The organism is Streptomyces deccanensis (assembly GCF_022385335.1).
Lineage (GTDB): Bacteria > Actinomycetota > Actinomycetes > Streptomycetales > Streptomycetaceae > Streptomyces > Streptomyces deccanensis.
This window is the reverse complement of sequence record NZ_CP092431.1, coordinates 6577917-6597109: the sequence shown is the minus strand read 5'-3', so window position 1 is coordinate 6597109 and position 19193 is coordinate 6577917. Positions and strand designations below refer to the sequence as shown.

At 71.1% G+C, this 19193-nt stretch carries 17 protein-coding genes; 8 read left to right on the top strand and 9 right to left on the bottom strand.

From position 1 onward, the window contains the following. Nucleotides 1–101: 101 nt before the first annotated feature. The gene (gene greA, locus L3078_RS29440; protein ID WP_033528003.1) at nt 102–602 is read left to right on the top strand and encodes a transcription elongation factor GreA; all 501 of its coding nucleotides are present in this window, start codon (nt 102–104) and stop codon (nt 600–602) included. A gap of 81 nt (nt 603–683) precedes the next feature. Here the strand turns inward: greA and L3078_RS29435 are convergent, their stop codons facing one another. The 3 genes from L3078_RS29435 to ilvA form a co-directional block, all read right to left on the bottom strand. Beyond that, entirely contained in the window at nt 684–1529 is an 846-nt protein-coding gene (locus L3078_RS29435) for an ABC transporter permease (protein WP_239756929.1), read from the bottom strand. Next, nucleotides 1526–2560, bottom strand: a complete 1035-nt coding sequence (locus L3078_RS29430) for an ATP-binding cassette domain-containing protein (RefSeq protein ID WP_239756928.1) — start codon at nt 2558–2560, stop codon at nt 1526–1528. Before L3078_RS29430 ends, L3078_RS29435 begins: the two co-directional genes overlap by 4 nt. 133 nt (nt 2561–2693) lie before the next feature. After that, on the bottom strand, nt 2694–3923 hold the full coding sequence (ilvA, locus tag L3078_RS29425) for a threonine ammonia-lyase (protein WP_239756927.1): 1230 nt from the start codon (nt 3921–3923) through the stop codon (nt 2694–2696). A 164-nt stretch (nt 3924–4087) separates the two neighbouring features. On the opposite strand from ilvA, the gene L3078_RS29420 reads away from it, so the two are divergent. The 3 genes from L3078_RS29420 to L3078_RS29410 all read left to right on the top strand — a co-directional run bounded on the left by L3078_RS29420 (nt 4088) and on the right by L3078_RS29410 (nt 5452). Beyond that, nucleotides 4088–4582, top strand: a complete 495-nt coding sequence (locus tag L3078_RS29420) for a MarR family winged helix-turn-helix transcriptional regulator (RefSeq protein ID WP_184906451.1) — start codon at nt 4088–4090, stop codon at nt 4580–4582. Nucleotides 4583–4715: 133 nt separating this feature from the next. Then, on the top strand, nt 4716–5207 hold the full coding sequence (locus L3078_RS29415; protein WP_239756926.1) for a sigma factor-like helix-turn-helix DNA-binding protein: 492 nt from the start codon (nt 4716–4718) through the stop codon (nt 5205–5207). After that, nucleotides 5204–5452, top strand: coding sequence for a hypothetical protein (locus tag L3078_RS29410; protein WP_239756925.1), 249 nt, complete (start codon nt 5204–5206; stop codon nt 5450–5452). The genes L3078_RS29415 and L3078_RS29410 overlap by 4 nt, the downstream gene beginning before the upstream one ends. Nucleotides 5453–5489: 37 nt before the next feature. On the opposite strand, the gene L3078_RS29405 is transcribed toward L3078_RS29410, so the two are convergent. Continuing rightward, the gene (locus L3078_RS29405; protein WP_239756924.1) at nt 5490–6644 is read right to left on the bottom strand and encodes a cystathionine gamma-synthase; all 1155 of its coding nucleotides are present in this window, start codon (nt 6642–6644) and stop codon (nt 5490–5492) included. Nucleotides 6645–6818: 174 nt separating this feature from the next. Here L3078_RS29405 and L3078_RS29400 point away from each other — a divergent pair, with 174 nt between their 5' ends. The 3 genes from L3078_RS29400 (at nt 6819) to L3078_RS29390 (ending at nt 10873) form a co-directional block, all read left to right on the top strand. Further along, nucleotides 6819–7937, top strand: a complete 1119-nt coding sequence (locus L3078_RS29400; RefSeq protein WP_239756923.1) for a hypothetical protein — start codon at nt 6819–6821, stop codon at nt 7935–7937. A 201-nt stretch (nt 7938–8138) separates the two neighbouring features. Further along, the gene (locus tag L3078_RS29395) at nt 8139–9779 is read left to right on the top strand and encodes a M48 family metalloprotease (RefSeq protein WP_239756922.1); all 1641 of its coding nucleotides are present in this window, start codon (nt 8139–8141) and stop codon (nt 9777–9779) included. Next, a complete protein-coding gene (locus tag L3078_RS29390) occupies nt 9776–10873 on the top strand; it encodes a hypothetical protein (protein WP_239756921.1) in 1098 nt (365 codons plus the stop codon). The genes L3078_RS29395 and L3078_RS29390 overlap by 4 nt, the downstream gene beginning before the upstream one ends. Nucleotides 10874–11001: 128 nt before the next feature. Here L3078_RS29390 and msrA read toward each other — a convergent pair whose 3' ends face one another. From msrA to L3078_RS29375, 3 genes are all read right to left on the bottom strand, one after another. Then, the gene (gene msrA / locus L3078_RS29385; protein WP_239756920.1) at nt 11002–11514 is read right to left on the bottom strand and encodes a peptide-methionine (S)-S-oxide reductase MsrA; all 513 of its coding nucleotides are present in this window, start codon (nt 11512–11514) and stop codon (nt 11002–11004) included. Between the two features lie 148 nt (nt 11515–11662). Then, on the bottom strand, nt 11663–12505 hold the full coding sequence (locus L3078_RS29380) for an MBL fold metallo-hydrolase (RefSeq protein WP_239756919.1): 843 nt from the start codon (nt 12503–12505) through the stop codon (nt 11663–11665). A gap of 209 nt (nt 12506–12714) precedes the next feature. Continuing rightward, complete coding sequence (locus tag L3078_RS29375; protein WP_239756918.1) at nt 12715–13758, bottom strand: NAD(P)-dependent alcohol dehydrogenase; 1044 nt, start codon at nt 13756–13758, stop codon at nt 12715–12717. 180 nt (nt 13759–13938) lie between these two features. Here L3078_RS29375 and L3078_RS29370 point away from each other — a divergent pair, with 180 nt between their 5' ends. Further along, a complete protein-coding gene (locus tag L3078_RS29370) occupies nt 13939–14859 on the top strand; it encodes a helix-turn-helix transcriptional regulator (protein WP_239756917.1) in 921 nt (306 codons plus the stop codon). Nucleotides 14860–14905: 46 nt separating this feature from the next. Here L3078_RS29370 and L3078_RS29365 read toward each other — a convergent pair whose 3' ends face one another. Both L3078_RS29365 and L3078_RS29360 read right to left on the bottom strand, forming a co-directional pair. Further along, nucleotides 14906–18238, bottom strand: a complete 3333-nt coding sequence (locus L3078_RS29365; protein WP_239760510.1) for a S8 family peptidase — start codon at nt 18236–18238, stop codon at nt 14906–14908. Between the two features lie 226 nt (nt 18239–18464). Continuing rightward, the gene (locus L3078_RS29360; RefSeq protein WP_239756916.1) at nt 18465–19148 is read right to left on the bottom strand and encodes an ABC transporter ATP-binding protein; all 684 of its coding nucleotides are present in this window, start codon (nt 19146–19148) and stop codon (nt 18465–18467) included. Nucleotides 19149–19193: the final 45 nt, after the last annotated feature.

The following is a 19193-nucleotide window of genomic DNA, read 5'->3' as shown; positions in this document are numbered from 1 at the left end:
CCGCCGCCGAATTGTTAGGCTCGTGGTTTCGCCCACTCGTGAAGGAACATTCTTCTGGGTAGGGCGATGCTTTGTATTCCCAGTACCTACGAGGAGCACCTGTGACCCAGACCAGCGAGAACGTCACCTGGCTGACCCAGGAGGCGTACAACCAGCTCAGGGCCGAGCTGGAGTACCTGTCTGGTCCTGCGCGCACGGAGATCGCCGCCAAGATCGCGGCCGCGCGCGAGGAGGGCGACCTGCGCGAGAACGGCGGGTACCACGCGGCCAAGGAAGAGCAGGGCAAGCAGGAGCTCCGTGTGCGCCAGCTGACCCAGCTCCTGGAGAACGCGAAGGTCGGCGAGGCGCCGGCGTCGGCGGACGGCGCGGTGGCTCCCGGCATGGTCGTGACGATCGCCTTCGACGGCGACGAGGACGACACCGTGACCTTCCTGCTCGCCTCCCGGGAGTACGCCAGCTCCGACATCGAGACCTACTCGCCGCAGTCCCCCCTCGGCTCGGGCGTGATCGGCAAGAAGGTCGGCCAGGACGCCCAGTACGAGCTGCCGAACGGCAAGTTCGCCTCGGTGAAGATCCTCAAGGCCGTGCCCTACCAGAGCTGATCGCACGTCCCTCACCTGACCCATGGCCCCCGGCGCCCCTTCGGTGCCGGGGGCCCGGTCATGCGTGGGGACGGCCGCCGCTCATGCCGACGCCGAGCGGTACTTCCGCACCGACAGGGTGCGGAATATGACGATGATGAGGACCGAGTAGATCAGCGAGGCCCACACCGGGTGCTGCATGGGCCAGGCGTCCGACGGCGACACCCCCGGGTTGCCGAAGAGCTCGCGGCAGGCCTGGACGGTGGCACTGAACGGATTCCAGTCGGCGACGTGCTGGAGCCAGGGCGTCATCCTGCTGGAGTCCACGAACGCGTTCGAGATGAAGGTGACCGGGAAGAGCCAGATCAGTCCGCCGGAGGTGGCCGCCTCGGGGGTGCGCACGGAGAGCCCGATCAGTGCGCCGACCCAGGTGAACGCGTATCCGAGCAGGAGCAGCAGGCCGAAGGCGGCGAGCACCTCGCCGACGTTGGTGTGGGTGCGCCAGCCGACGAGGAGGGCGACCACGGCCAGCACGGCGAGGGTGAGTGCCGTCTGGACGAGGTCCGCGAGGGTCCGCCCGGTGAGCACGGCGCCGCGCGCCATGGGCAGCGAGCGGAAGCGGTCGATGAGCCCCTTGTGCATGTCGTCGGCGATGCCCGCTCCGGCGCCGGCGGTCGCGAAGGTGACGGTCTGCGCGAAGATGCCGGCCATCAGGAACTCGGTGTAGACGTCGGGGTCGGTGGTCCCGCCGATGTTCATGGAGCCACCGAAGACATAGGTGAACAGCACCACGAACATGATGGGCTGGATGAGCCCGAAGATGACCATTTCCGGGATGCGGGACATCCGGATCAGATTGCGCTTGGCGACGACCAGTGAGTCCCGGACGGACCGGGTGAACGGGTTGCCGGACGGTGCGACGCGTGCGGTTCCGGTGACGGCACTCACCTGGACCCCTCCTTCCTGCGGCCGCGCCCCTTCGCGTCGGTCGCCTCCCCGAGCCTCTCGGCCCCGGCCTCGGTCTCGGCCTCGTCCTTCACCTCGGCGAGGTGTCCCGTCAGGGAGAGGAACACGTCGTCCAGGGTGGGGCGGCGCAGGCCGATGTCGTCGATCTCGATCCCTCTGGTGTCCAGTTCGCGGATGACCTCGGCGAGGAGCTTGGCGCCGCCGGTGACGGGCACGGTGAGCTTGCGCGTGTGCTCCTCGACGGTGGTCCCGCCCTTGCCGAAGCCGGTCAGCACCTCGGCGGCGTCCGGGATGCGCTCGCGCTCGTGCACGACGACCTCGACGCGCTCGCCGCCGGTGCGGGCCTTGAGCTGGTCGGAGGTGCCGCGGGCGATGACGCGGCCGTGGTCGACGACGGCGATGTCGTGCGCGAGGTGGTCGGCCTCCTCCAGGTACTGGGTGGTGAGCAGCAGGGTCGTCCCGCCGGAGACAAGCTGCTTGATCACGTCCCACAGCTGCTGCCGGTTACGTGGATCGAGTCCGGTGGTCGGCTCGTCCATGAACATCACCGGCGGCGAGACCACCAGCGCGGCGGCCAGGTCGAGTCGGCGGCGCATTCCGCCGGAGTACGTCTTGGCGGGGCGGTCGGCGGCGTCGGCGAGGTGGAACTGCTCCAGCAGTTCGCCCGCGCGGACCTTCGCGTCCTTGGCCCGCATCTGGTAGAGCTGGCCGACCATCTGCAGGTTCTCACGGCCTGTCAGATACTCGTCGACCGCGGCGAACTGGCCGGAGAGGCCGACCGAGCGCCGTACGGCGTCGGGGTCCTTCAGCACGTCGATGCCGGCGACCACGGCCCTGCCGCTGTCGGGCCGCAGCAGGGTGGTGAGGCAGCGGACGGTGGTCGTCTTGCCCGCGCCGTTCGGCCCGAGCAGACCCAGAACGGTGCCCTCGGGGACGTCGAGATCGACACCGTCGAGGGCTCTTACGTCACCGAAGGTCTTCACCAGACCTTCGGCATGGATGGCGCCTGGCATGTGAGGTCTCCACGTCTATGGGGTTATTTCACAGCGGTTCAGCGAGCACGAGACACACCATAACGCGATGTATCGCGTCTCTCAATGCACTTACCCGAACGGGTGACGAGTGACGGTCGAAGCGGCGCCGCCCTCAGTCGATGACGGTGTAACCCGCCTCGCGCAGGGCGTGGTTGACCTCGGCGCAGTGCTTCGGGCCCCTCGTCTCCAGGTGCAGTTCGACCTCCACCTCCGTGAGCCCGAGCCGGGGGTCGGTCCGTACGTGGCTCACGTCCAGGACATTAGCGTCGACCACTGACAACACACCCAGAAGTGTCGCGAGGGCACCGGGGCGGTCGGTGAGGCGGAGGCGTACCTGCAGGTAGCGGCCACCGGCGGCCATGCCGTGCCGCAGGATGCGCTGCATCAGCAGCGGGTCGACGTTGCCGCCGGAGAGCACCGCGACGACCGGTCCCTCGAAGGCCTTCGGGTCGCGCAGCAGGGCCGCGACGGGGCTGGCGCCGGCCGGTTCCACGACCAGTTTGGCCCGCTCCAGGCAGAGCAGCAGGGCGCTGGAGAGGTCGTACTCCGAGACCGTGCGGACCTCGTCCACCAGGTCGGCGACGATCCCGAACGGCACGTCGCCGGGCCGTCCGACCTTGATGCCGTCGGCCATCGTCGCCGGGTTCTCGACCGCGACCGGCCGTCCGGCGGCCAGCGACACCGGATACGCGGCGGCGCCCTCCGCCTGCACACCGATGACGCGCACGTCCGGCCGCAGCGCCTTCACGGCGACCGCGATGCCCGCCGCGAGCCCTCCGCCGCCGACCCCGACGACGATCGTGCGCACCTCCGGGCACTGCTCCAGGATCTCCAGGCCGACCGTGCCCTGACCGGCGATGATGTCGGGGTGGTCGAACGGGTGGATGAACACCGCGCCCGTCTCGGCCGCGTACTCCTGGGCCGCCGCCAGCGTCTCGTCGACCACCGTGCCGTGCAGCCGCACCTCGGCGCCGTACTCCTCGGTCGCGCTGACCTTCGGCAGCGGGGCGCCCTTCGGCATGAAGACCGTGGAGCCGACCCCGAGCAGGGAGGAGGCGAGGGCGACGCCCTGGGCGTGGTTGCCGGCGCTCGCGGCGACGACTCCGGCGGCGCGCTCCTCGGGCAGCAGCCCCGCGATCCGGACGTATGCGCCGCGCAGTTTGAACGAGCCCGTCCGCTGGAGGTTCTCGCACTTGAGGTGCACCGGCGCGCCGACGAGCTGCGACAGATGCCTGCTGCCCTCCATCGCGGTGACACGTGAGACACCGGTAAGCATCTTCTGGGCGCCTCGCACGTCGTCGAGCGTCACCACCGGAAAGGAGTCAGCCGTGCTGTAGCTCATGACCACCAGTCTCGCAGTTCACAGCGGTGGAACGCGGGTGTGACCAAGGCGCGGGACGGGTTTCAGCGGCGCCGGTACACCCCGCGCCCGGTCCGCGTACTCTGTCCCCCAACCCAGCGCCCCACGCATGAATTGAGCCTTTGGCCATGCCCACAACACCTGAAATGTCGATGGACATGACGACCGTCGGTGACACCGGTCTTCTCGACACGCTGCAGCACGAGGTCGCGGTGTTCGCACGCCGTGCCGAACAGACCCGGCTCGGCGGCGTCGGGCAGGTGCGCAACTCCATGGACCGTGCCGCGTACCTGCTGCTCAACCGCCTCGACAACGAAGGTCCGATGGGCGTCAAGGCGCTCGCGGCGAGCATGGGGATCGACTCCTCGACGGTCACCCGTCAGGTGGCGCCGCTCGTGGACACCGGACTCGTCAAGCGCACCTCGCACCCGGAGGACGGCCGGGCGGTGGTGCTCCAGCTGTCGCCCCGTGGGCTCGCCCGCCTTGAGGAGGTACGTTCCTCCAGGCGCCAGCTGATGGCCGAACTCACCCAGGACTGGGCCCCCGAGGAGCGCGAGGCGTTCTGCTCCCTCCTCACCCGTTTCAACACGGCGCTCTCCACCCGCATGGCGGCGGCGCCGGAGGCACCGTCGCCGTCTTGACCGCGCCGTCGCCCTCTCAAGCCGTCGCCCTCCTGAGCCGTCGCCCTCCTGACCCTTGACCGCGCCCCCGCTCCTGGCCTCATATGAGATCGGGCCCTGTTCCCCTCAGGGCCGGCCTCAGGCGGGAGGCGTGGTGCGAGATCGACATGGGGCCCAAGGCGCCCGCCGGGCCCGGGAGTTCGAGGCGTTCGTCGCGGGTGCGGCGGGGCGGCTGTTGCAGACCGCCACCCTGTTCACGGCGGAGGCGCCGGACGACAACCCGCGCGCGCGGCGGCTGCTGACGCACGCCCTCGCCCACACGTACGCCACCTGGGACCGGCTGCGCGGTGAGGACCCCTACGACCGGACCCGCCAGCAGCTGGCGGTCCGTTTCGCCCGGGCGGCCTGGCACCACCACACGTTCTTCCGCCACGCGCGCGTGGGCGCCCTGAGCGTGCTCAGCCCCCAGGAGCGGCTGATCCTCGTCCTGCGCCTCTACGAGGGCGTCGCCGAGGAACAGACGGCGGCTCTCCTCGGGCTGCCCGTCGAGCGGGTGCGGACGATCTGTCTGCGCGCGATGGCGACCGTGCTGCATCCCCCGCGCGAGGTCCGCGCCAAGAAGGTGGTGGAGGTGGCGCCGTCATGAGCCTGCGGGAACGCGAGACGGCCGTACGGCAGATCCTGGAGCGCCGGCCGGCCCAGGTGCCGCCCGACCTGTGCGCGGCGGCGATGCGGCGCGGCGGGCGCATGCTGCGGCGCCGGACGGTGGCCCGCCGTCTGCTGTGGCTGGTGCTGACGGCCGCCGTGGTCGCGTTCTTCGTGTGGGCGCTGACGACCCACCCCTGGGTGGAGCCGCCGTCGACGACGACCCCACCGGTGACGGACTGGTGAGCGCCCGCGGCCCGGGACCGGTCCCGGGCCGGAGTGTCTAGCCGAGGGCCTGCTGGAGGTCCTCCAGGAGGTCGTCGACGTTCTCGATGCCCACGGAGAGGCGGACGAGGTCGGCGGGCACCTCCAGAGCCGAACCGGCCACCGAGGCGTGCGTCATGCGCCCCGGGTGCTCGATCAGGGACTCCACGCCGCCGAGGGACTCGCCGAGGGTGAACACCTTGGCGCGCTCGCAGACCTCCAGGGCCGCCTCCTCGCCGCCGGTGACCCGGAACGACACCATGCCGCCGAACGCCTTCATCTGCTTGGCGGCGACCTCGTGACCGGGGTGCTCGGGCAGGCCGGGGTAGTAGACGCCGGCCACGCGCGGGTGGTGGGTCAGCATGTCGGCGACCTTGGTGGCGTTCTCGCTGTGCCGGTCCATGCGGACGGCGAGCGTCTTGGTGCCGCGCAGCACCAGCCAGGAGTCGAAGGGCCCGGCGACCGCGCCCATCGCGTTCTGGTGGTACGCCAGTTCCTCGCCCAGCTCCTGGTCGCCGACGATCAGGGCACCGCCGACGACGTCGGAGTGGCCGCCCATGTACTTGGTGAGCGAGTGCACGACGACGTCCGCGCCGAGGGCGAGCGGCTGCTGGAGGTAGGGGGTGGCGAAGGTGTTGTCGACGACCAGCTTCACGCCTGCCTCACGGGCGACCTGGGCGACGGCCGGGATGTCGGTGATCCCGAGCAGCGGGTTGGAGGGGGTCTCCACCCAGAGGACCTTCGTCTTGGGGGTGATGGCGGCGCGGACGGCCGCGGGGTCGGAGGTGTCGGCCACCGACCAGTCCACGCCCCACCGGGAGACGACCTTCGCGAAGAGACGGAACGTGCCGCCGTACGCGTCGTTGGGGATGACCACGTGGTCGCCGGGGCTGAGCAGCGTACGCAGCAGGCAGTCCTCGGCGGCCAGCCCGGACGCGAAGGCGAGGCCGCGGCGCCCGCCCTCCAGGGCGGCGAGGTTCTCCTCCAGCGCGGTGCGCGTGGGGTTGGCGCTGCGGCTGTACTCGTAGCCGCCGCGCAGGCCGCCTACGCCGTCCTGCTTGAAGGTCGAGACCTGGTAGATCGGCGGGACGACGGCGCCGGTGAGGGGATCCGCGGTGTTGCCGGCGTGGATCGCGAGGGTCTCGAAGTGTTGGCTGTGGTGGGTGTCGCTCATGGGTATCGAGCCTAAGCGGTGCGCCGGGTGTTGGGTGCCCAACGGCCCGGGGGGCCTGTGAACGGTCGATGACAGAAGCTCCTGCCGGTCCTGGCCGGGCCACGGGCAGCGGAGTTATCCACAGGACGCCGACCGGGTTGCGCAATTGTCGGCGGCGTCTGGAACCCTTGTGGCATGGAGATTCTCTGGGTCCTGATGGCGATGCTCATGATCGGGTTCGTGATGTGGCCGATCGTGGCGCGGCGGAGGGCCGGTATTCAGCAGGTCGAGGCGGGGCATCCGGACGCGGCGGACCCGGCGGACTACGGGTTCATGCGCCAGGAACTGCTGGACGTGCGGATGCCGGGGCCCGACCAGGATCTGCTGGACGTGCTGGACGTGGTGCAGCGTTCCCAGGACTACCGGGCGGCGAAGCAGCTGCTGACCGGTACGGAGGCGGACGGCGAGGTCAGATGGCAGCGGGTGCAGGCGTTCGCGGGCGCCGCGGCGCTGGAGCTGACGCAGCGGCCCGGCGGGGTGGGCGAGACGCCGGGCGGGCAGTGGCTGCGGGTGTGGCGCGCGGAGGCCCCGAAGGACGCGGGCGGCGCGGCGGTGCACGCGGAGTTCCTGGTGCAGCAGGCGTGGCGGACGTCGACGCCGGGCACAGACGACTTCCGGATCATCATGGAGGAGGCCAGGTCGGCGTGTGGCGACGCGGCGCTGCTGGCCCCCGGTGACCCGATCCCGTACATCATCGAGCTGTCCGTGGCGCGCGGGCTGGCGTACCCCCGTGCGGAGTTCGAGCAGCTCTGGCTGAAGATCCTGGACCGGGCGCCGGCGCACATGGGCGCCCATCTCGCGGCCCTGCACTACTGGTGCGAGAAGTGGCACGGTTCGCGGGAGCTGGCGTACTCGTTCGCGGAGGCGGCCGCGGCCCGCGCGCCGCAGGGTTCGCTCCTCGCGGCCATGCCGCTCTTCGCGGTCTTCGAGCACCTGCCCGAGGTGAACCTGGTGCAGGGGTTCTACGAGAGCGAGGTCGTGACCAAGGCGATCCACGGTGCCCTGTTCGCGGTGCACGCCGCGCGCCCCGACGACCCGATGCTGGCCCATGTCCGCCATCTGCTGATCCTCTTCCTGGTCCGCTCCGAGCGCTGGTCCGAGGCGATGAACCAGCTCGTCCACGTCGACGGCCACGTGGGCGCCCTCCCCTGGACCCTCACCTCCGACCCGGCGGCGGACTACGCGATATACCGGGCGCTGGCAGTCGCGGGGTACGAGGCGAACGGCGGCAGCCCGGCGACGCTTCCGCACTGACCCCCTGATCCGCACGGTCCCCCTGATCCGCACGGCGGCCCCCGGGGACGTCCGGCGCGCCCCCGGTAAGCCCTTGCGACCCCGCACACCCGTGCGAAATACTCCGCCCCTCACACCTTTGGTCATGGACACGTCCCAGACCGACCGTTTTCACCGTATTCATGATCGTTCGCGATCTTTCCGTGGGGGGAAACCTGCCCAATGGGCGCGACCCTGCGCGCACTGCGCGCCCTCGTGCTGCTCGCCGGCTTCTATCTGCTCGGCGTGATCCTGCTCGCGGCGCTCGCCGGCGCCGACTACCTGCTCTACCTGCACGCTCCGTCCGGCGTCGCCGCCAAGCTGTACGTGGTCTCCGTACTGCTCGCGATCCCGCTGGTCCGCGGCCTGTTCATGCTGCGGACGCCGAAGGGCGAGGAACTGCCCGGCCTGCCGGTGACGGACGCCGACGAGCCCGAACTGTGGCGCACCGTAAGGGAGTTGGCCGACCAGGTCGGCACCCGGGCGCCCTCCCGGATCGTCCTGACGGCCGACGTCAACGCCGCCGTCGCCGAGGACGCACGGCTGCTCGGCCTGCTGCCCGGCCCGCGCCGCCTCTACCTCGGCGTCCCCCTGCTCCAGGGCCTGACCGAGGCGCAACTGCGCGCGGTCCTCGCCCATGAGCTGGGCCACTACTCGAACTCCGACACCCGGCTCGCCGCCCTCACCGTGCGCGGCCGCGCCCAGGTGCTGCGCACCGTCCGGCACTTCGAGGAGCGGGCCGACAAGACCGCCGGACATGAGCGGGCCCGGCAGGAGAAGAAGAACGCCAAGGCCGCGGCCAAGGGGAAGAAGACCCGGGAGATCGACACCGGGCACGCGGGCCTCACGTACCGCGCGATGGCGAAGATCTACATCGGCTACGCCAAGCTGTACATGCGCGCCACGCTCGCCGGTTCCCGCCGCCAGGAGTACGCCGCCGACCTCGCGTCCGTCCGCGTCGCCGGCCGGGACGCCACCGCGTCGGCGCTGCGCGAAATCCCGGCCCTTGACGCGGCGTTCGGCTTCTACATGAACAGCTACGCCACGCTCGGCGCCGAGGCCCGGCTGATGCCGCCGCGCGGCGAGTTCTTCGGCGGCTACGGGCGCATGCTCTCCGCCCGCCAGCTCGAACTGGTCGGCCTGCGCACCGACCTGCCGACCGAGCCGGCCTCGCCGTACGACTCGCATCCGCCCATCGCCGATCGGGTCGAGCGGATCGAGGCGCTGCCCGCCGACGGGCGCGCGGACGAGGGCCGGGGCACGGCGCTCGGCCTGCTCGCCGACCCGGACCGGACCCTCGCGGCGCTGGAGGACGCGGTCCTCACCGAGGACGTGCTGCGGTTCCGGCGCACCGGCGACTGGCAGGAGCTGCTCGACGGTTCGATGGTCGCGAACTTCGCCTCCCTCGACACCCCGCTGCACCGGGCGCTCGCCATGTACACCAAGGATCACCCGACGCTGGCGGCGCTGCTCAAGGTGATCGACGACGGCCAGCTGTGGCAGCTGGCGCGGCGGCTGCCCCTGTCCGACCAGGCGGCCGAGGCGCAGGGCCGGGCCTTCCGTGAGTTCGTGCGGCCCGCGCTGGCCGACGCGCTGCAGGGCATGGTGCTCGCCGAGCTGAGCGCCCACTCCCGGCTGAGCTGGGAGTTCTCCTGGTCGGAACCGGCCGCGGCACGGCTGGCGCCCGCCCCGGACGGCACCGAGACCGACCTCGGCGCGGCGATCGACGCGGCCGTCGCCGACCACCCCGACACCCGCCCGCTGCGCACACTGCTGCCCACCCCCCAGGGCCCCGCCGCCCGAGAAACGGACGCACCGCGATGACCGTACTGCTGTGGATACTGGCCGTCCTGGCGGTGCCGACCCTGCTCTTCGGGCTCTGGATCGCCGGGGTGTTCCTCAAGGAGTTCTTCCGCCCCAGCGGCGACGTCGACCCGGACGTCGCGGAATCGATGGGGCTGCTGCCGGCCGAGCGGCAGAACACCGAGTACGCGGGCCCGCTTCCGACAGGGGTGGAATCCGCACTCGCGGCCGTGCGCGGCGGCGACTGGAAGGCGGCCGCCAAGCTGATGCACGACACCGGCCGGGACTGGGAGCGCCGGTCCGCCGCCGCGTATCTGCTGGCGGAGATCGCGGCCAAGGAGGACGACTGGCTGCTCGCCTGGGAGGCGGACCGTCCCGACGATCCGGACGCCGCCGTCGTCCGGGCCCGCAGCACGGTCATCCTGGCCTGGGACCTGCGCGGCGGGAAACGGGCCAAGTACACGACCAGTGAGCAGTTCGGCGGCTTCCACCGGATGCTGGAACGTTCCCGCGAGGAGATCGGCAGGGCGGCGGCGCTCAACCCCGACGACCCCACGCCGTTCATCACCGAGATCTGGGTCGCGCTCGGGCTCGGCTATCCGCACGCCGAGATGGACCGGCTCTGGACGGAGATCACCGCCCGGGCGCCGCACCACTACGAGGCCCACTTCTCGGCACTGCAGTACTGGTGCGCGAAGTGGCGGGGCTCGGAGAAGCTGGCGACGGAGTTCGCCGAGCGGGCGGCGGCGAACGCGCCGCTGGGCGGCCTGCTGACCGTCCTGCCGCTGATCGCGCACTTCGAGCACGACACGTCGGACGACGCGGAGGCGGACCGGACCCCGAAGATGATCGGCCGCGTGGACGCGGGTCTCGCGGACGCCGCCGCGGCCGACCCGACCCACCCCCGCCTCCCGGAACTCCGGCACCTGCTGGCGTACTACCTCGCCCTCCAGGACCGCGACGACGCCGCGCTCGAACAGTTCAAGCTGGTCGACGGGTACGTCAACGCGCTGCCGTGGCGCTACCAGGGCGACGGCGAGGCGATGGCCGCGTACTACTGCCGGATCCGGAACGGATCGGCCGCAGTCGTGGCGGCGGCGTCCTCGACGGACTGAGCGGACGGCTCCGGGCCCAGGGCCCGGGACCCGGAGCCGCGAGGGCTCGGCACGGCCCGGCGGCGGAGCCTCCGCTCCTCCCGCCGGGCAGTCGCGGTCAGACCTCGCGCACGGGCGGACTCTCGCGGTCAGCCCTCCGTACGGGCCGGGAGCCGCCATCCCGGGCGCGGGAAGTGGCAGGTGTAGCCGTCGGGGTAACGCTCCAGGTAGTCCTGGTGCTCGGGCTCGGCCTCCCAGAAGGGCCCGACCGGCTCCACCTCGGTGACGACCTTGCCCGGCCACAGGCCGGAGGCGTCCACGTCCGCGATCGTGTCCTCGGCGATCCGCTTCTGCTCGTCGTCCACGTAGTAGATCGCCGAGCGGTAGCTGAGGCCGATGTCGTTGCCCTGGCGGTTCCTGGTGCTCGGGTCGTGGATCTGGAAGAAGAACTCCAGGAGCGCGCGGAAGTCGGTCCTCTCGGGGTCGAAGAGGATCTCGATGGCCTCCGCGTGCGTGCCGTGGTTCCGGTACGTGGCGTTCGGCACGTCACCCCCGGTGTATCCCACCCGGGTCGCCGTCACGCCCGGGAGCCGGCGGATCAGATCCTGCATTCCCCAGAAACATCCGCCCGCCAGTACGGCCCTCTGCGTCTGCGCGGTCATCGCGACCCTCCCATACAGTCAGCTCGGTGACTCGGCGTAACCGTCTCGCACACCGCCGCCCTCCGATACCCATCGTCCTCAACGCGCGAGGACTCCGGGCGATTCCGTGCCGGTCCTGTCGTGCGGCACGGGGAGAACCGCGCGGCCCTCAGGGGCCGTGGCCGCCGCCCTTCGGTTCGAACTCGGCCAGCATCCGTTCCAGGGCCGCCTGGTCCGGGCCCGTGAAGGGCGGGGCGTCCGGAGCCGTGGTGAGGGTGTCGAGGAGGGAGCCGGTGATGCCGGCCGCCGGGGGCAGGTGGGTGGAGAGGACGAGGTCGGGCTTGCGGTCCTTCAGCGGCTGGAACGTCGCGAGGTACTTGTCCATGTCGACCGTCCTGACCCAGGGGCTGTCCACCGTGGCCCAGAGCAGCTGAGCGGTGCGCAGATCGTCGACGGCCACGTCCCGGACGTCGCCGGCCTGGGCGAGGTCGGCGGTGGCGAGCGGCGCGCCGAAGCAGTCGGAGCTGAAGCAGACTCCGGAGAGGTCGTCGAAGAAGCCGACGGTCGCGGGGTTGTCGAACAGGGGCGGGCGGAAACCGGTGAGGGTGCGGTCGCCGATGTCCATCGTCTCGCCGGGGTTCAGGAGATAGCAGCGGTCGAGCGGCAGCGGGCGTTCGCAGGAGAGGATCCCCGCGCCGACGAAGGTCGTCACGACCCGTGCGTCGAGCGCCGCCGCGAGCAGGTCGAAGAGGCCGCCGGTGTGGTCGCGGTCGGGGTGGGTGAGCCAGATCCAGCGCACGTCCTCCGGGTCCAGCACGGAGGCGAGCGTCTCGACGAAGTTCCGGTCGGGCAGGCTCAGGCCGGTGTCGACCACGACCGGCTGGGCGGACAGGAGGACGAACGCGTTCACCGGGATGTGCCCGATCCCCGGCACCTCCAGACTGTCGGCGAGAACGCTGATGTCCGGGCGCAGCCGGTGGACGGTGCCCGGACGGGTCTTCTGCAGGGGCATGTCGCTCACACCTCGTAGGCCCCCCGGGTGGTGATCGCGTCGCGGCCGCCTGTGCCTCCCCCGCTCCTCCATCGTCCGGCCGCCCCAGGCAGGGGGCAAGCGGCACGGGGCGCAGCCCCGTGCCGCTCGATGGGCGCGGGGAACCGCGCGACCGGCCCCCGCTCACCCGCGGCCGGACACGACGCGACCGCCCCGCCCGACCGACGTGCTCAGATCGTCGACGTGTCGATCACGAAGCGGTAGCGCACGTCGCTCGCCAGCACCCGCTCGTACGCCTCGTTGATCTGGTCCGCGCGGATCAGCTCGATCTCGGCACCGATGCCGTGCTCGGCGCAGAAGTCCAGCATCTCCTGGGTCTCCGGGATGCCGCCGATGCCGGAGCCCGCGAGGGTCTTGCGGCCGGCGATGACGGAGAAGAGGTTGAGGGCGACGGGCTCCTCGGGCGCGCCGACGTTCACGAAGGCGCCGTCGGTCTTCAGCAGGGAGAGGTAGGCGTCCAGGTTCAGGGGCGCCGAGACCGTCGACACGATCAGGTCGAAGGTGCCCGCCAGCTCCTTGAACGTCGCCTCGTCGCTGGTCGCGTAGTAGTGGTCGGCGCCCAGCTTCAGGCCGTCCTCGCGCTTCTTGAGGGACTGCGAGAGCACGGTCACCTCGGCGCCCAGCGCGTGCGCGAGCTTGACGCCCATGTGGCCGAGGCCGCCGAGACCGACGACGGCGACCTTCTTGCCGGGGCCGGCGTTCCAGTGCTTGAGCGGGGAGTACGTGGTGATGCCGGCGCACAGCAGGGGCGCGGCCTCGTCGAGCGCGATGCCGTCGGGGATGCGCAGGGTGAAGGCCTCGTCGACGACGATCTTCTCCGCGTAGCCGCCGTAGGTGGGCTCGCCGTCCTTGCCGATGGCGTTGTACGTGCCGACGTTGCCCTTGAGGCAGTACTGCTCCAGGCCCGCCTGGCAGTTCTCGCACTCGCGGCAGGAGTCGACCATGCAGCCGACGCCGACCTTGTCACCGACGGCGAACTTGGTGACGCCGGAGCCGACGGCCTCGACGACGCCGGCGATCTCGTGGCCGGGGACCATCGGGAAGATCGCCTCGCCCCAGCCCTCACGGGCCTGGTGGATGTCCGAGTGGCAGATACCGGCGTACTTGATGTCGATCAGTACGTCGAACTCACCGACCTCGCGGCGCTCGATCGTGGTGCGCTCCAGCGGAGCCTTGGCGGCGGGCGCCGCGTAGGCGGCAACAGTGGTGGTCATGCCGTGGTTCTCCTGATCGTCGTCCCGCATCCGGCTGCCTTCCGGCCGGCTGCGGATACCAGCCTGCCCGAAGTCACAGGATTCACCCAGGTCACGGCTTTGCGTACGTCCGCCGGTCCTACCACTGGCGGGGTCAGGCTCACCGGCCCCCGTGGTCGTACGACCGTGAATACTTGCCGTATGGACGAACAGCCCGAAACCCCGCGGGAGCCCCAGGCCGGTCAGGCCGCCGGGGCGCTGGACCGGCGCGCCGAGCTCAGCGAGTTCCTGCGCACCCGGCGGGCCCGGCTGCAGCCGGAGGACGTGGGCCTGCCCACCTTCGGGCGGCACCGCCGGGTTCCCGGGCTGCGCCGGGAGGAGCTGGCGCAGCTCGCCGGGGTGTCGGTGGCGTACTACACGCGGCTGGAGCAGGGCAACGGGCGCAATGTGTCGGCGGAGGTGCTCGACGCCATCGCGCGCGCCCTCCGGCTGAACGACGCGGAGCACGCCCACCTCACGCATCTCGCGAAGCCGAAGGCGCACAAGAAGAAGCGCTCGGCCCGGCCGCAGCAGGTGCGGGGCGCCCTGCGGCAGCTGATCGACACCCTCGACGGCGTTCCGGCGTACGTCACGGGCCGGCGCTCGGACATCCTGGTGTGGAACCGGATGGCGGCGGCGGTCTTCGGGGACTGGTCGGCGCTGCCGCCGCAGGAACGGAACTGGGCGCGGATGGTGTTCCTGCGGCCCGACTACCGGGATCTGTACGTCGACTGGGATCAGAAGGCGGCCGACATCGTCAGCTATCTGCGGATGGACGCGGGCTGCCATCCGGACGATCCGCTGCTGTCGGCGCTGGTGGGCGAGTTGTCGGTGAAGAGCGAGGAGTTCCGGCGGCTGTGGGCGGCGCACGACGTGAAGGAGAAGAGCCACGGGGTGAAGCGCATGCACCACCCCCTGGTCGGTGAACTCACCCTCTCCTTCGAGACGTTCAAGCTCCCCGACGACCACGAGCAGAGCCTGATCACCTACCACGCCGAGCCGGGCTCGCCCTCCGCCGACGCCCTGCGTCTCCTGGCCAGCTGGGGCACGGACGCGAACCGGGCGTCGACGGCGACGCCGTAGCCGACGGGCGACGCGTCCGTCACCTGCGGATCTCACCTGCCGGGTCTCACCTGCCGAAGTACGCGTCGTGGATCGTCACCGTCGACCTGTTCCCCTTCCTGTCGGTCACGACGGCTCGCAGGGAGACGCTGTCGCCCGCCGCCGGGGTCCTCTGGGTGAACCTGCTGTTCTTCAGGGCGACCTTGGTCCACTTCTTGCCGTCGCCGGACACGTACACGGTCAGCGACTTGAGGTTTTGGCCCCGGGCCGCACCCTGCACGGTGACGCGGACGGTGCCCTCGCTGCCGGCCGGGGCGGTGCTGTCGAGCCCCAGGAACGGGGCGCCGAAACGGACGGTCGAGACCGGGAGTTTCGTGTCGCTCGCGGTCTTCTGCGAGGTGAAGGTCCAGCTCGCGTCGATCCGGGAGGCGGCCCGGGCCAGCTCGGCGGAGCGGGAGATGGACGTCGTCAGACGGTAGGTGGCGAGGCCCGCCGGCACCTTGAACTGCCCGGACCCGTCCAGCGCGTCCTCGCTGGAGGCGAGCTTCTCCCCGTCGCGGTGGAGGAAGGTCGTGACCTTCTCGTAGAAGGAGGCCCCGGCGTGTCCGCGCCCGTCGGCGAACATCGGCAGCAGGCCGTACACCGTGTTCCCGTCGCGGCGGATGCCGTAGAACCCGGCGATCTTCGGGCCGAAGACCCCGACGTTGAAGGTCCGGGCGTACGTTTTTCCCGCCTCGAAGGTCTGACTGTCGCCGGTCGTGTAGTACGCGTCGAGCAGCGGGAAGCCCTGTTCGTCCTCGGCGCCGTACTGCTCGAAGTCGAGGCTCCACTTCACTCCGCGCACGGCGGACAGGTGCAGCGTGCGGGTGCCGGGCAGGGGCCCCGGCACGCCGACGGCGGGTGAGGCGGGGCTGTCGGGGAGCCAGGCCCAGGGGATGACGGCGCCGGTCCTCCCCGCGGCGGAGGAGCCCAGGCCGGTCCGCACGGTGGACAGTTCGCTCTTCTTCCAGCGCTTGGTGAAGCCGGTGGCCAGCTTCGTGACCTTGCCTCCGGTGGCGACGGCGTACTGCTCGGTGTCGCCCTCGGTCCACTGGCCCACCCAGTTCTGACTGAGCCGGCCGCCCGTGATCTGCGGACCGAGATGCGCGGTCCGGAACCCCTCGTACGTGTCGAGCAGCCATCCGAAGGTGTACCCGCTGTCGCCGACCAGCAGGGTGAACTCGGGTGCCGCGAAGACTGGTTCGGCGGCGGTGTCGGGCACGGTGATGTCCACGGGTTTCGTCTTGCGGGCGTCCAGCGTGAGGGAGGTCGTCCGGTCGACGGTGAGGGTCGGCCGGGAGAGCCAGGCCGCTCCCTTGCCGTAGTCCTTCGGGTCCACGACGATCCCGGCGTTGAAGACGTACGTCCCCTCCGGCACCCGCAGCTCGACCGTGCCGTCCTTGTCGTACGGCGTGAACCACGTGCCCTCGGCGAGCCCGGAGATCCCGGTCAGGTCGAGCATGTGGTGCTCGGCGGGCCCGCCGTCCCGGTCGATCATCTTCAGCGTGACGTCGTACGACTCCTCCTCGCGCTGCACGGCCACCGCCGTGCGTACGCCCTGGCCGCCGCCCTCGGCGACGACGTACCCCGAGTAGGCCCCGTCGAGTCCGCCGCCGAGCCGGGTGTCGACGGTGACCTTCACGGAGGCCCTGCCTCGCGCCGGGACGGTGACCTTCTTCGCGCCGAGCCGGAAGAAGCCGGCCGGGGCGGGCTTGCCGTTCGGGGCGGTGCCGGCGATCGAGAGGTTGAGCGTGACGGCCTTGGTGCCGAGGTTGTCGTAGGTGAGCTTCCTGGTGACCGGCTTGTCATCGGTGTGCGGCCACTCCTGGACGCCGAAGTCGACGGAGACCGGGTCGGCGACCACCCGCTGCTTGATCGCCCGGTCGACGCGGATCCGGCCCGAGCCCTGCTCGAACGGCGTGTACGGGCCGCCCTTGGCGGACGCGACGAGGACGGCCTTCAGTTCGGCGTACGTCCAGTCCGGGTGCCGCTGCTTGAGGAGGGCGGCGGTACCCGCGACATGCGGGGTGGCCATCGACGTGCCGGAGATCGTCAAGTACCCGGCGGGTTTCTGGCCGACCTCCTCCTCGATGACGCTGCCCGGGGCCGCGGCGGCGGTGATGGCGACACCGGGAGCGGTCACGTCGGGCTTGATCTGTCCGTCCATGCCGGGGCCCCGGCTGGAGAACGGGGCGATCCTGTCCTTGTCGTCGACGGCGCCCACGGTGAGCGCGGCGGCGGCGCTGCCCGGCGAGCCGACCGTCCGCGCCGCGTCGCCCTCGTTGCCGGCGGCGACCGCGAAGAGGATGCCCTTCTCGGCGGAGAGCTTGTTGATCTCCGCCTCCATCGGGTCGACCTCGGGGGTGTCGCCGCCGCCCAGGCTGAGGTTGACCACGTCGGCGCCCTGCGCGGCGGCCCACTCCATGCCCGCGATGATGGACGAGTCGTCCCCGTAGCCCTCGTCGCTCAGCACCTTGCCGTTGAGCAGCTTCGCGCCCGGCGCGACGCCCTTGTACCTGCCCTTGGACTTCGCCCCGGTGCCCGCCGCGATGGAGGCGACGTGCGTGCCGTGACCGTACTTGTCGGTGGTGTCGGGCGAGGTGGAGAAGTTCTTGGCGGCCGTGACCTGGCCCTTGAGGTCGGGGTGGGTGGCGTCGACGCCGGTGTCCAGGACCGCGATGGTGACGCCCTTGCCGTCGTAGCCCGCCTTCCAGGCCTTGGGGGCGCCGATCCGGGAGACCGACGTGTCGAGGCTGACCTTGCGAACGCCGTCCAGCCAGAGGTGCGCGACCCCGGTGGCGGTGGTGCCGTCGGTGTCGGTGACCGCCTTCCACAGCGCGGCGGCGTCGCCCTTCGGGGTGAGCACCGCGTCGGCGTTCAGGGTCTTCAGGGTGCGCCGGACCTCGGTGTCACCGGCTTCCCGTACGTCGGCGCGGGCGCCGGCGGCGGTTCCCGTGTAGCCGACGATCAGTTTGAGGCCCTGCTTCTGGGAGGCGCGGGTCGTCGAACGGTTCAGCACGGTGACGTCGAAGAGCCGTTCGTCGACCCTTCCGGTGGCGATGAGCCGGGCGGCGTCGGCCGGCAGCACATAGGTGTGGCCGCCGGCCGTGCGCAGCTGCACCGGCACGCCCTCACGGCCTTTCGCCCGCTCCAGGCCGAGCACCCGGCCCTCGGCGTCGACGAGCACGCGGTCACCGGTGACGAGGGTGATGCGGTGGCTCGCCCCGATCCGCGCCCCCCGGGCGTCGGGGGCGGCCAGGGTCACGCCGTCGGCGCGCTCGGATATCGCGGACGCCTGGCCGGTCAGGCCCGCCGTCGTCCCCAGAGTCGTCCCCGCCGTGACCACCACGGCCGACGCCATGGCGGTCACGGCCGTACGCGCGCGCTTCGTATGTCTGCGCAAGTCTCCCCCTTGAGCCCGCTGGTCCGGTTGACCCGGTTGGTCCGGTAGGGGGACCGTCCGCACACATACGCGTCAATTCCCCCCGGTCCACGCAGTATGACCGGGGGTCAACTCTCGCCACATGACTCGCGGCTGGGCGCACAGCGGCGAAGCATGGGCATGCGCGACTCGCACGCGCCCCCCGTCACGCCTCGGCGTTCTCCTTCACTGTGATCCGCCCCTTGCGGATCGTCGCGACCCGGGGGGCCTTCCTCGCCAGGACGGAGTCGTGGGTGACCATGATGAAAGTGAGCCCGTGCTCCTTCCACAGCGTCTGCAGGACCTCCATGATCTCGTCGCGCGTGGACTCGTCGAGGTTGCCGGTGGGTTCGTCCGCGAGCAGTACCTTCGGCCGCTTCACCAGCGCGCGGGCGATCGCGACGCGCTGCTGCTGACCACCGGACAGCTCGGCCGGGAGGTGCCCCAGCCGCTCGCCCAGACCCACCGACTCCAGCGCCTCGGCGGCCCGTTCCCGCCGCTCCTTCGCCTTCACCCCGAGCGGCACGAGAGCCGTCTCGACGTTCTCCTGCGCGGTCAGCGTCGGGATCAGGTTGAAGCTCTGGAACACGAACCCGATGTTCTCGCCGCGCACGGTCGTGAGCTTCGCCTCCGACAGTCTCGCCAGGTCGGTCCCGTCGAGCTCGACGCTCCCGTCGGACGGCTTGTCCAGCCCTCCGAGCATCTGGAGCAGGGTGGACTTCCCGCCCCCGGTGGGCCCCTGGATGACCAGCCGGTCCCCGTCGGCGATGGTGAGATCGACCCCGTCGAGCGCGGTCACGGTGTCCTTGCCGCGCGCGTACCGCTTGGTGACGCCACTGAGTACGTACATGTGCAACTCCCGGAAGACATAAGAGGGTTGGTGGCTATCCGAAGG